The organism is Mesorhizobium sp. M7A.F.Ca.CA.002.05.1.1 (assembly GCF_003998335.1).
Taxonomy (GTDB): Bacteria; Pseudomonadota; Alphaproteobacteria; order Rhizobiales; family Rhizobiaceae; genus Mesorhizobium.
The window spans coordinates 1-12,230 of sequence record NZ_RZQI01000074.1 but is presented as its reverse complement, the minus strand read 5'-3'; the positions used below and the strand labels follow the sequence as shown (position 1 = coordinate 12,230).

13 protein-coding genes are annotated in these 12,230 nt (G+C 62.4%); 6 read left to right on the top strand and 7 right to left on the bottom strand.

Going from position 1 to position 12,230, the window contains the following annotated elements; genetic code table 11:
• The 4 genes from EN939_RS06295 to EN939_RS06280 form a co-directional block, all read left to right on the top strand.
• Positions 1-486, top strand: a 486-nt coding sequence (locus tag EN939_RS06295; RefSeq protein WP_164750895.1) for a response regulator transcription factor, incomplete at its 5' end; no start/stop codon positions are given.
• A 120-nt stretch (positions 487-606) separates the two neighbouring features.
• The gene (locus tag EN939_RS06290) at positions 607-1,062 is read left to right on the top strand and encodes a cyclic nucleotide-binding domain-containing protein (RefSeq protein WP_023811239.1); all 456 of its coding nucleotides are present in this window, start codon (positions 607-609) and stop codon (positions 1,060-1,062) included.
• Positions 1,063-1,209: 147 nt separating this feature from the next.
• Positions 1,210-2,277: a glycosyltransferase family 9 protein gene (locus EN939_RS06285; RefSeq protein ID WP_164748787.1), complete on the top strand. Its 1,068-nt coding sequence runs from the start codon at positions 1,210-1,212 to the stop codon at positions 2,275-2,277.
• Positions 2,278-2,520: 243 nt separating this feature from the next.
• Positions 2,521-3,195 (top strand): hypothetical protein, encoded by a 675-nt coding sequence (locus EN939_RS06280; protein WP_127267332.1) that lies wholly within the window; start codon positions 2,521-2,523, stop codon positions 3,193-3,195.
• Positions 3,196-3,325: 130 nt separating this feature from the next.
• Here the strand turns inward: EN939_RS06280 and EN939_RS06275 are convergent, their stop codons facing one another.
• From EN939_RS06275 to EN939_RS06265, 3 genes are all read right to left on the bottom strand, one after another.
• Positions 3,326-4,132 (bottom strand): exodeoxyribonuclease III, encoded by an 807-nt coding sequence (locus EN939_RS06275; protein ID WP_127267331.1) that lies wholly within the window; start codon positions 4,130-4,132, stop codon positions 3,326-3,328.
• A 170-nt stretch (positions 4,133-4,302) separates the two neighbouring features.
• Positions 4,303-4,986, bottom strand: a complete 684-nt coding sequence (locus tag EN939_RS06270; protein ID WP_127267333.1) for an outer-membrane lipoprotein carrier protein LolA — start codon at positions 4,984-4,986, stop codon at positions 4,303-4,305.
• A gap of 151 nt (positions 4,987-5,137) precedes the next feature.
• Positions 5,138-7,807 carry a DNA translocase FtsK gene (locus tag EN939_RS06265; protein WP_127267330.1) on the bottom strand — a complete coding sequence of 890 codons (2,670 nt, stop codon included), beginning with the start codon at positions 7,805-7,807 and terminating at the stop codon, positions 5,138-5,140.
• A gap of 204 nt (positions 7,808-8,011) precedes the next feature.
• On the opposite strand from EN939_RS06265, the gene EN939_RS06260 reads away from it, so the two are divergent.
• Entirely contained in the window at positions 8,012-8,383 is a 372-nt protein-coding gene (locus EN939_RS06260) for a hypothetical protein (protein ID WP_127267329.1), read from the top strand.
• An 88-nt stretch (positions 8,384-8,471) separates the two neighbouring features.
• Here EN939_RS06260 and EN939_RS06255 read toward each other — a convergent pair whose 3' ends face one another.
• From EN939_RS06255 to tesB, 4 genes are all read right to left on the bottom strand, one after another.
• The gene (locus EN939_RS06255; RefSeq protein ID WP_127267328.1) at positions 8,472-8,747 is read right to left on the bottom strand and encodes a hypothetical protein; all 276 of its coding nucleotides are present in this window, start codon (positions 8,745-8,747) and stop codon (positions 8,472-8,474) included.
• 254 nt (positions 8,748-9,001) lie between these two features.
• Positions 9,002-10,423 (bottom strand): ammonium transporter, encoded by a 1,422-nt coding sequence (locus EN939_RS06250; protein ID WP_127267327.1) that lies wholly within the window; start codon positions 10,421-10,423, stop codon positions 9,002-9,004.
• Between the two features lie 31 nt (positions 10,424-10,454).
• A complete protein-coding gene (locus tag EN939_RS06245; RefSeq protein ID WP_013892292.1) occupies positions 10,455-10,793 on the bottom strand; it encodes a P-II family nitrogen regulator in 339 nt (112 codons plus the stop codon).
• Positions 10,794-11,010: 217 nt separating this feature from the next.
• A complete protein-coding gene (gene tesB, locus EN939_RS06240; protein ID WP_127267326.1) occupies positions 11,011-11,886 on the bottom strand; it encodes an acyl-CoA thioesterase II in 876 nt (291 codons plus the stop codon).
• Positions 11,887-11,983: 97 nt separating this feature from the next.
• Between tesB and EN939_RS06235 the strand changes: the two genes are divergently transcribed.
• The coding region (locus tag EN939_RS06235) for an FAD-dependent oxidoreductase (RefSeq protein WP_164750894.1) at positions 11,984-12,230 on the top strand (247 nt) is incomplete at its 3' end.

Below are 12,230 nucleotides of genomic sequence, written 5' to 3'. Positions count from 1 at the left end.
GTGAAGATCCTGCGCAAGGGCGGCTACAAGGCGCCCATCATCATGCTGACCGGCCACGACACCGATTCGGATACGATTCTTGGTCTCGAGGCCGGCGCCAACGACTATGTGACGAAGCCGTTCCGCTTTGCCGTGCTGCTGGCACGCATTCGGGCGCAGCTGCGCCAGCATGAGCAGAGCGAGGACGCCACCTTCTCGGTCGGGCCTTATACTTTCAAGCCCAGCCAGAAACTGCTGCTCGACCCGCGCGGCGGCAAGGTGCGGCTGACGGAGAAGGAAGCCTCGATCATCAAATATCTTTATCGCGCCGACCAGAAGGTGGTGACGCGCGACGTGCTGCTCGAGGAAGTATGGGGCTACAATTCCGGTGTCACCACGCACACGCTGGAAACCCATGTCTACCGGCTGCGCCAGAAGATCGAGCGCGATCCTTCCAATGCGGAAATTCTTGTGACAGAAAGCGGCGGCTACAAGCTGGTTCCTTAAACATTTCATTATCCAATGAGCGGTCGGGCGGGGCCGCTTTCGGGTACGATCCAGTTGGAGGGTGGTTTGGATCGAACTCGCAGAGGAGGAGTCGGACTGTCGGTTCGGGGACATAGCTAGATGGCGCTGGATGACGACATCCGCGTCCTGTCCGCCGTGAGGCTCTTCGAGGGCTTCACGCAGGAACAATTGCGCCTGCTCGCCTTTGGCGCCGAGAACACCAGGCTGATTGCCAACCACAAGCTTTATCGCGAGGACGACGAGGCCGATTCCGCCTATATCGTCGTCAGTGGGCGCATCGTGCTCTACCGGGAGCAGGGTGGTGAACGCATCCCGATTGGCACGGCAGGCCCCGGCACAATCCTGAGCGAACTGGCGTTGATCGCCGACACCAACCGGTTGACCAGCGCCTCGGCCGAGATCGATTCGGAAGTGATGCGGCTCAGCCGCAAGATGTTCCGCCGCATCCTGGAGGAATATCCCGAGATCGCGGTCAAGCTCCACCAGCGCATCTCGGAGGAATTTCAGGCGATGATCCGCCGCATCGAGGAACTGGCCCCGCGCTTCTCCGGCTGAAGGCTGCCCGCCTGCGAAGCTGTTGTTTCGCGGCCAAAGGCGGAAGCGCGGCAGCGTCCGTTGACAGGCCCGAGGTGAAATCCTAAAGCACCCCGAAGGCGGCCGGCACAGCAGGCGCCATCACCAGGCTCCTGGGGGGAGCGAGCCATGCCGTCAGGGCGGTACGAGACGATTATCTTGTATTCCCGCAATGACGCGTTCGGCGACGGATTGATCCGGATTCCGGCTTTGCGCGCCGCCAGAACGGCATTCCCCGATAGTTTCATCGTCTACGGAACCACCCGGTCGTCGTCCCTTGAACATAGCCTCAATCGCCATGCCGGCCATTTGGTCGATGCGATCAATGTGCGCACGCCGCTGGCGCGCCTGGTCGCCGATCACCGCAAGGGCAAGGGGCGATTGGCCGTTGTCGATTTCCGCATCTCGGCGCGTTGGCTGCTTCAAGCCTCGGCATCACTGCTCGGCCGCGGCATCGCCTATGAGGCAAACTTTCCGGCTTTCGCCCTTTCCTGGCGCCTGGGCCAAAGGCCTGAAGCACGACCCGGGCACAATGCCTGGCGCTACCACCGCCTCATCGAACGCCTTGCCGGCAAGCGGCTGCCTTTCGATCATCGGCTAGAGCCGGGCCCGGCCGCGCGAGCGGCGGCCAGGAGCCTTGCGGACGGCAAGCATGCTCCGTTGATCATTATCGCTGCGCACGGCAGCGCCAGCAAGCGCATGTCGGCGGATCAGGTTGCCGCGATCGCCGACAGCCTGATCGCCGACGGGGCGAACCTTCTCTATGTGAAAACCCCAGGCGATGGTCCCGATATGGCTGAACTGGCTCAGCGCGTACCGAAGCTGCGGCTTGTCGATTCCGCCGCGATCGAAGGTGTCGATATCGGTGACATCTTGCTGGCGCTCGGCGAGTTTGCCGATCTTTACATCGGCGCCGAAGGCGGTACCGCACATCTCATGGCAACCGTGATGACGCCGATGGTTATCCTCAGTGGCGGCGCCAACATGGCCCGTTGGAGGCCGCTTTCGAACTGCGTGGACGTGATCGAATCCCGCCATGCCAGTCCGACCGGTCTGGTCGCCAATGTGCCTGCGCCGACAATCATCGAAGCGGCGCAACGCATGCTGGCGACGCGCCGCCGCGACCATCCCCATCTGCCGGATCTCGCAAACTGTCAGCCCAGCAATTTCGCGACAACGACATGCATGAAGACTTGAAGCGCGCCGTTTGAACTTGAATTCATTTGGTCGCGCTTCGAAGCGCGTTGAGATTCAGGTCGGCCATTTGCAGGCCAGCCTCACCTGAACATCGGCGCCATGGTACAATGGGTTCGGTGGAGCGAAGCGCTGCAACCATGGTGACCACCGGCACAATGCAGGCGGAGTTCTCGGCGGCAGATCTGGCGGCTGTCGCATTTTGGTTCCAATGGAGTTCCTCTCAGTCCTCAATGAGAATAGCAAATGCCAGAGAACAACGCGCTGAACACAAAGCATGGCGGCGAATGGACGATAGCCTGGCGCTTGGTCATACTGACGGCGACGGCGATTAACGTCGCGATGCTCTTAGCCGCTCTGTTCGTTGCGCAGATTCGTGGTCTGGACGCGTGGATCTTTTATCGAGATCCATCTGCGGTCGCCGAAGTCGGCTTCTATACAGGGTGGATTTCGTCCCTGGGTGCTTCACTGTGGATCGGCTCCGGCGCGGTGACCCTGTTTGCTGGCCTGCTCACGCACCGATGGGATTGCACGTTTCTCGGCGGCCTTACCCTGTTCCTGGGGCTCGATGACCTGTTATTGATCCATGAGGACGTGCTCCCCATGGTTGCGATACCAGAGATCGTTGCGATGATTGTCTACGCCGCCGCCGGGCTGTTCTGGTTCTTTCGGCTGCGACGGAAGACATTCGACGGCACGATCGTCTTTGTGGCCGCAGGCTTCCTGCTCGCGCTGTCGGCATCCATCGACCAGATCGGAGATCTGTTTCCTACCCCTGGTTCTGCGGCCGCCATCGCCGAAGACGTCGTCAAAGAGCTTGGCATCTTCCTTTGGGCGGCAGGTGCCGTTGGGTACGCGGCGATGGTGACACGATTGGGCCGTCCGTGGGTGGATCCAGCCGACTCCACCTCTGCCGACTGACTGCCGCACGCGGGCATTTTCGACCAGACTAGAGCATTTCACCGTTTCACGGAAACGGCGAGCTGCTCTAACTCTTTGTTTTGACGCAATTCTAGACGGAAAACCGCTTCACACTTTTCCTAGAATTGCTCTAGTCCAGATCGAACCGCGCGATGACAGGCACATGGTCCGACGGGCGCTCCCAGCCGCGCGCCGGACGCAGGATCTCGTAGCCGGAAAAGCTGGGCACCAGGTTTGGCGACGACCAGACGTGGTCGAGACGACGGCCGCGATTGGACAGCTCCCAATCCTGCGCGCGATAGCTCCACCAGGTGTAGAGCTTCTGCTCATGCGGCACGTTGAGCCGCATCAGGTCGACCCAGTCGCCGGCGCGGCGCATCGCCTCGAAATTTTCCGTCTCGATCGGCGTGTGGCTGACCACGTTGAGCAATTGCTTGTGCGACCAGACGTCATGTTCGAGCGGGGCGATGTTGAGGTCGCCGACCAGCACCGAGCCGGACACCTCGTCATGTTCTGCCCGGATGGCATTCATCTCGGCGACGAAGTCGAGCTTGTGCTTGAACTTCCTGTTGATGACGGGATCCGGTTCGTCGCCGCCCGCCGGAACGTAGAAATTGTGGAGCAGGATCGCCTTGCCGCCGGCCCGCACCGTCACCGAGAGGTGCCGGCTGTCCTCTATCTCGCAAAAGCGTCGCTTTTCGACCACCTCGATCGGTCGCCGCGCCACCGTCGCGACGCCGTGGTAGCCCTTCTGCCCATGGAAAGCGATGTGCTCGTAGCCGAGCTTGCGAAAAGCCTTTTCGGGAAACAGTTCGTCGGGAACCTTGGTTTCCTGCAGGCACAGCACGTCGGGCGCATGCTCGACGAGCAGGCGCTCGACGATCGGCATGCGCAGGCGAACGGAGTTGATGTTCCAGGTGGCGATAGAGAAGGGCATTGGCAATCCAGGACAGCGTGCGACCGGCCAGAACCGATGGGCCCCGGCGGGGAAGACGCCTTTCGACGGAGTCAGTCCGGGAAACTGCCAGCCGCAAGCCGCAAAGACAAGCCGGGCCACGCCCGCTGAGGCGTGACCCGGCGCTTTCCACAGCTATTGGTGCGATTGGCCTAGCGCGCCTTGTTGGTGTTGAGTTCGCGGTTCGCCGTGTAGTCGATGGCGAAAGTATCAGGGGCGAAGCTGACGCCTTCCTTGGTGTTGAAGATCATCACCGTCGTGTCCTTGCCCTGCGCGTCGGTGATCGTCCACTGCCGCAAGTCGAAGGTTTTCGGATCGAACATCATGGTGATCTTCGAATTGCCGAACACCGATTTGTCGGCGAGCTGGATGGTGGTGAGGTCATCCTCCTGCTTGACGCTTTTGACGCGGTCGCCGGAGAGATCGATCCTGTTGTCGAGCAGCAGCTTCAAGGGTGTCTTCGACAGCGGATAGAGATCGGACGTGTTGAGCCTCTTGTTCAGGATGACCACCGACTGGCCGTCTGAAATCACCCGGAAGTTTGAAGAGCCGTCGTAGTTGAAGCGGATCTTGCCTGGCCGTTCGAGGAAGAACTTGCCGCCGGTCTGCTCGCCCTTGGGGCCGAACTGCACGAATTCGCCGCTCATCGATTTGACCGAGGAAAAGTGGTCGGCGATCTTCTGCGCAGCGGTCGGCACAGCCGCCTGCGCCGAAGCCAGCACCTGGAAGCCGGGCACCGCGTTGAAGGCTGCCGCCCCCGCAAACGCCAGGCCGAGGCCCAGCAACTGACGCCGGGATGGAGCAAATGTGCTGAGCGCTGAAAGATCGTTTTTCATGTCGGTCACTCTCATCTGATTCCTGAGTTGTTCTGTGCTTGGACCCCCAGTTAGGCTGAAATTTGGCGGGTCAGACGTCCCTTGGTCGCTTCAACGCCTTGAAAGGTTCAAGGTTGCCGGACCGGGATGTCACAAGGGTCAGGCTTTGTGGTCAGAACTTGTCCTCTTCGGTCGGCACCAGGATCTCGCGCTTGCCGGCATGGTTGGCCGGGCCGACGATACCTTCCTTTTCCATCTTCTCGATGATCGAGGCGGCGCGGTTATAGCCGATGCCCAGCCGGCGCTGGATATAGCTGGTCGAGGCCTTGCCATCGCGCAGCACCACGGAGACCGCCTGATCGTAGGGATCGTCGGAATCCTCGAAATTGCTGTTGCCGCCACCGGACCCACCCTTGCCCGACGGCTCGTCGTCGTCCTCGCCATCATCCTCGGTGATGGCGTCGAGATATTCCGGCACGCCCTGCAGCTTCAGATGCGCAACGATCTTCTCGACCTCTTCGTCAGCGACGAACGGGCCGTGCACGCGCTGGATGCGGCCGCCGCCGGCCATGTAGAGCATGTCGCCCATGCCGAGCAGCTGCTCGGCGCCCTGCTCGCCCAGAATGGTGCGGCTGTCGATCTTCGACGTCACCTGGAAGGAGATGCGGGTCGGGAAATTGGCTTTGATGGTGCCGGTGATGACGTCGACCGACGGCCGCTGCGTTGCCATGATGACATGGATGCCGGCGGCGCGCGCCATCTGCGCCAGGCGCTGCACGGCACCTTCGATGTCCTTGCCGGCGACCATCATCAGGTCGGCCATCTCGTCGATGATGACGACGATATAGGGCATCGGCTCGAGATCGAGGTTCTCGGTCTCGTAGATCGCCTCGCCGGTCTGGCGGTCGAAGCCGGTCTGCACGGTGCGCGAGATCTTCTCGCCCTTCTTGTCCGCCTGGCTGACGCGGGCGTTGAAGCCGTCGATGTTGCGCACGCCGACCTTGGACATCTTGCGGTAGCGATCCTCCATCTCGCGCACGGTCCATTTCAGCGCCACCACGGCCTTCTTCGGATCGGTGACGACGGGCGTGAGCAGATGCGGGATGCCGTCATAGACCGAGAGTTCCAACATTTTCGGATCGATCATGATCAGCCGACATTCTTCCGGCTTCAGCCGGTAGAGCAGCGACAGGATCATGGTGTTGATGGCGACCGACTTGCCCGAGCCGGTGGTGCCGGCGACAAGCACGTGCGGCATCTTGGCGATGTCGACGATGACCGCCTCGCCATTGATGGTCTTGCCCAGCGCCAGCGCCAGCTTGGCCTTCGTCGTCTCGAAGTCACGGCTGGCCAGAATCTCGCGCAGATATACGGTTTCGCGCTTGGCGTTCGGCAGTTCGATGCCGATGGCGTTGCGGCCGGGCACCACGGCGACGCGGCAGGCGATGGCGCTCATCGAGCGCGCAATGTCGTCGGACAGGCCGATGACGCGTGACGATTTGATGCCGGGCGCCGGTTCGAGCTCATAGAGTGTGACCACCGGACCGGGACGGACGGCGATGATCTCGCCCTTGACGCCGAAGTCCTCCAGCACGCCTTCGAGCAGGCGGGCGTTCTGTTCCAGCGCGTCCTTGGACAGGCTGGCGTCGCGCACCACGTTCTTCGGCTCGGAGAGGAAGTGCAGCGACGGCATTTCGAACTTTTCCGAGCCGATCAGCGATGTCTGCGCCTCGCGCTGGACGCGGGCGCCGGGCACGGGGCGCGCCGCCGGCGCCTCGACGCGGGTGGCTGCGTCGGAGCGGAACGGCTGCACCTTGGCGGTCGGCGCGCCGCGGCGTTGCACGACAGGCTCATCGTCGAAATCGGCATCCTCGCCCGCATTGTCGAAGCGGTCGTCGAAGATGTCGGCATCGTCGGGGTCGAGCGAGGCGCTGCGGTCATTGACCATGGCGGCGAAGAATTCGGGCTCGACGCGGGCGCGGCCATCCTGGCTCATCCGCTGCTCGGCGAACTCCGCCGATTCGACCCGTTCGGCGGCGCGCCGCCAGGCTGTGGAGCGCTGCTCCATCTCCGGCTCGTACTCGTCCCGCTCCTGCCTGCGGCGCAAGGCACGGCGGTGCATCCACGCGCGCAGCGACAGCCACCAATGGGTGATGGCGCCGAGCGCCAGGATACCCTCGTCGCCTTCGTCCTCGTCATTGTCGAACAAAAGGTCGTCCTCGCGCGGATCGGCGGCGGGCTCGTCCTCCATCACGGCGAAGCCGTTCTTGCGACCGATCAGCGCCGAACCATGGGCAAAGAGCCACAGCGCGGGTGCGGCCAGCAGGATGGCGATGATGCTGGCGATCAGCCCGGTCGGATAGCCGCCGATGACGACGCCGGGGATCTTCAGCACCATGTCGCCAAACACACCGCCGAGGCCGGTGGGCAGCGGCCAGGTCTTGGGCGGCACAACGCAGCCGACCATCGCCGCGGCCAGCAGCGCGAAGCCGAACCAGGACAGCCCGCGCTTGGGCAGCCTGTCGACGCCGCGCGCGGAAAACAGCAGGAAGCCCCAGATGACCGTCGGAACCAGGGCCGCGACGGCGGCGAGGCCGAAGAACTGCATGGCCAGGTCGGAGAACACGGCACCCGCATAGCCCATGGCATTGGTGACGGTGTTGTTCGTCGCGTGGGAAAAACTCGGATCGGCGACATTCCAGGTGGCAAGGCTGGCAACGCCAAAGGCGGCCAGCGCGAACAGGCCGACGCCGACCAGCCGCCCGACCTGACGCCGCGCGAACGCCTGGATGCCGTGCCCCGTATCGGCCAGCGCAAGCGGTGCTGAAGCCCCTGAACGCATGCTCTTCCCCGTCTGTCATGGTCTCGCCGGGTGCGTGGCGCATTCCGGCAGATTCGGGTCTCAGACTATCGGTGGGAAGGTTAAGGGCGCATTAACTATAAGAGGTTGAGATGATCAAACCTCGTTACCACTGGTTGAGCCGCTTGCTGCTCGAAGAATGGCGCCGAGTGTAGGCGAAGGAGGGTCGCCAATTTGGGTAAAGGCATGCAACACGTCTTCCTTCGCGTGGCGGCACTGGCCTGGGCAGGGCTCAGTTTGCTGCTCGCTTTGCACTGGTTCGTCGAACTCGGCATGGTGGGCTTCCCGGACGGCTATGTGACGCCCTTCGCCAGAGCGACCGGTCCGCTGCTGCACATCCTCGCCACAGCCTGCCTCGGACAAGGTCTGTATTTTCTGTTCAGAGGTCTTTTCGGCAAGGGATTTGCAGTGCGAGGCCTCGGCCTGCGGGTTTTGATCGCCGCGGTCCTGACAGTGGCGCCTGTGCTGATCGTCAGGAATTGCCCGCATTCCCGGACATGCAGCAGCGCGTATGAAGCGCTGACGAACACCATGATGGACGACGGCGCCGGCGGATAGAGCTGCCGCCTGCCGAAACAATGGCGGACTGCCGGGCCCGCCATTGGTCGTTTGGAACAAAGATCGGGCCTCGGCCCGACCGGACAAATCAGTTGGCGCCGCCGAGCGCCTGCACATTGGCGCAGAATTCCGCATACGGCTTGCTCATCGCCGCATCCTGGCATTCCTTCTTCATCGCTTCCTGCTTTTCCATCGGCATGGCCATGAAAGCGGTCTTGAAATCCGCCATCGGCTTCATGGTCTTCATGCCGGAATCCGTGAAGAACGGCGCCATGTTGTCGGGCTCATCCAGAGCGCCGGCAAATGCAAAGCCGCTGACCATGGAAAGAGCGAGCGCTCCAAGGCAGATATTCTTGAGGTTCATGAAATGGTTTCCTTCCCTGTTGTTTGGCACGAGCGTCAGAACGACGATCGTCCCCCCAGTTCGGAACCAGAGCGGTCGTTGTTTCCTCAAAAAGCTTGATCACACGAACGTGATTGCGCCAAGGCGGGCATTGCCGGAATGACTTGCCAAAAAAAGAGGCCCGGATGCGATCCGGGCCTCAATGCGTGAACTCCTTTCGGGAGCATCACGACGGGATAGGAATTGCGGGGCGGCCAATGCCGTCCCGCACGGGCTTACGAGTGGTAGGCCGCTTCGCCATGCGAGGTGAGGTCGAGGCCTTCGCGCTCTGCGTCGGCTGTCGGACGCAGGCCGATGATCAGGTCGACGATCTTGTAGAGGATGGCGCTGCCGATACCCGACCACAGCAGGGTCACCAGGACACCCTTGGCCTGCGCCAGGAGCTGGGTGGCCGTGCCGGCATAGCCGGCAGCAAAGTCGGCCGTCGAATAGTCGACAATGCCGGCGCCACCGAGGGCAGGATTGACCAGGATGCCTGTGCCGAGCGCGCCGATGATGCCGCCGATGCAGTGGACGCCGAAGACATCAAGGCTGTCGTCGTAGTCGAACGTGTTCTTCACCACCGAGACGAAGAAGTAGCAGACGAAGGTGGCGACGATGCCGAGCACGATGGCGCCCATCGGGCCGGCAAAGCCGGCAGCGGGCGTGACGGCGACGAGGCCGGTCACCGCACCCGAAACGGCACCAAGCATGGAGGCTTTGCCGCGCAGCAGCGATTCAAGCACGATCCAGGTGACCGCCGCCGCCGCCGTGGCGACGAAGGTATTGATCATGGCCAGCACCGCATAGGCGTTCGCTTCAAGATTCGAACCGGCGTTGAAGCCAAACCAGCCGACCCACAGCAGCGAAGCACCGACCATGGTCAGCGTCATCGAGTGCGGCGCCATGAGATCCTTCTTGTAGCCGCTGCGCTTGCCGATCATGAGCGCGCCGACGAGGCCGGCAATGCCCGCATTGATGTGAACGACCGTGCCGCCGGCGAAGTCGATGGCGCCGAAGCTGAAGATGAGGCCCGTCGGATCGCTATAAGCGCTCGGGCCGCCCCAGAACCAGACCATATGAGCGATCGGGAAGTAGATGAAAGTGACCCACAGGATGACGAAAAGGATCAAAGCGGAGAATTTGACGCGTTCGGCGAAGGCGCCGACGATCAGGGCCGGCGTGATGCAGGCGAAGGTCATCTGGAAGACGACGAACACCAGTTCAGGAATGGCGACACCCTTGGTAAAGGTTTCCGACAGGGTCGTCACATCGACGCCGGAGAGAAACATCTTGGAAAGGCCGCCGACGAAGGCGTTGCCCGGGGTGAAGGCGAGGCTGTAGCCGTAGAAAACCCAGATGATCATGACCACGCTGGTGATGGTGAAGACCTGCATCAGCACTGACAGCATGTTCTTGCTGCGAACCAGGCCGCCGTAGAAAAGCGCAAGACCGGGAACCGTCATCAACAGCACCAGAACGGTGGAAACCATCATCCACGTGGTGTCGCCCTTGTCGACGGTGAAAGCTGGCGCTGCTGCGGCCGCGGCGGGAGCCGCTTCCTGCGCGAATGCGGCGACCGTGCCCAATGCTCCGAGCGCGAACGAGCCGAGCAGCGCGGAGCGCGCCGCTGACTTCAAGGTGGAAGGAATATTCATTGAACTCTCCATTGGAATACGTGATCGCCGCTCAGAGCGCGTCGGTGTCTGTTTCGCCGGTGCGGATGCGCACCGCCTGATCGATGCCGAAAACGAAGATCTTTCCGTCGCCGATCTGGCCGGTCTTGGCGGCGGCGGTGATGGCTTCGACAGCCTTGTCCACCATGTCGGAACTGACGGCGACTTCGATCTTGATCTTCGGCAGGAAGCTGACCGCGTATTCCGCCCCGCGATAGATTTCCGTATGCCCTTTCTGACGCCCGTAGCCTTTGACTTCGGTGACGGTCAGGCCCTGGATGCCGACGGCGGTAAGCGCTTCGCGTACCTCGTCGAGCTTGAACGGCTTGATGATTGCCATCACAATTTTCATAAGGTTTCACCCTTCGCTGTTGCGGTCCCCCGCGTTTGCACACCTTCACCGATCCTAAAAAGCCGGAGAGTGCCCACGAGGATTCAAGCTCCGTGCCAAGTGCCGAAGCAGGGTGTTAACCCGTTGTAAACAAAGAGATTAGAGAGCACACCGACGCAACCTGCCCACAGCTGCAGCGGTGCATCTGCCTAAAACTTAGGCAATTTTTGAAAAATGCCTACTCTGCAGGCGATCGCTTGAGCCGGATCAGCCCTTCCTGCGCAACCGAGGCGATCAGCGTGCCGTCGCGGGCAAACAGCGACCCGCGTGTAAAGCCGCGCGACCCCTGTGTCGACGGGCTGTCCTGCGTGTAGAGCATCCAGTCGTCGAGCGCATGGCTGCGATGGAACCACATGGCGTGGTCAATGCTCGCCGCCTGGATATCGCGATCGAAAATGGCGCGGCCATGCGCGAAGGTCGATGTGTCGAGCAGCGTCATGTCGGAAAGATAGGCGAGCACCGCCGCCTGGATGGCGCGGTCCGCCGGCACCGGACCTGTGGTGCGGATCCAGATATTCTGCTTCGGCTCCAGCTTTTCGCGGCTGGTGTAATGCTTCAGCATCACCGGCTTCATCTCGATCGGCCGGTCGCGCTCCCAGTAGCGTTTGATGCCATCGGGCACCGCGTCGGCGAATTTGCCCAGCAATTCGCGTTGCGACAGCAACGTGTCCGGCCCCGGAACGTCCTGCGGCATCGGCACCTGGTGCTCGAGACCGACCTCGTCCTGCTGGAACGAGGCTTCGAGCGAAAAGATCGCCTGGCCGTGCTGGACTGCCACCACGCGCCGCGTGGTGAAGGAGCCGCCGTCGCGAATACGGTCGACCTCGTAGACGATCGGCACCTTGGTGTCGCCGGGCCGCATGAAATAGCCGTGCAGCGAATGCACGTGCCGATCGGGATCCACTGTCCGCTGCGCCGCCACCAGCGCCTGGGCGATGGTCTGGCCGCCGAACACGCGCTGCCAGTCGAGCAAGGGGCTGCGACCACGATACAGATTGTGTTCCAGCTTCTCGAGGTCGAGAATGCCGAGAAGCTCGTCCATGGCTGCCGTCATATTTCGCGCCCTCGCCGCAGAAGTGTTATGGCGGTTTCCGACAGGACGGACAGGCAGTCAAGGGTGCAGGACCCGGCGGCGCGCAGGAGCGAAGATGATGGAACGCAAGGCGGACACGAAAACAGGGGCAAACGCGAAAACAGTATCTGGGCTCGATGTCCTGGTCGCCGGCGCCGGCTATGTCGGCCTGGCCGCCGCCGTGTCGCTGAAGCAGGCGCGACCGGGTCTCGCCATCGCTCTCGTCGATGCCGCACCTGCTGGCGCCTGGCAAAGGGATGGCCGCGCCTCGGCCATCGCCGCCGCCGCCTGCCGCATGCTCGACCAGCTCGGCGTGTGGGCCGAGA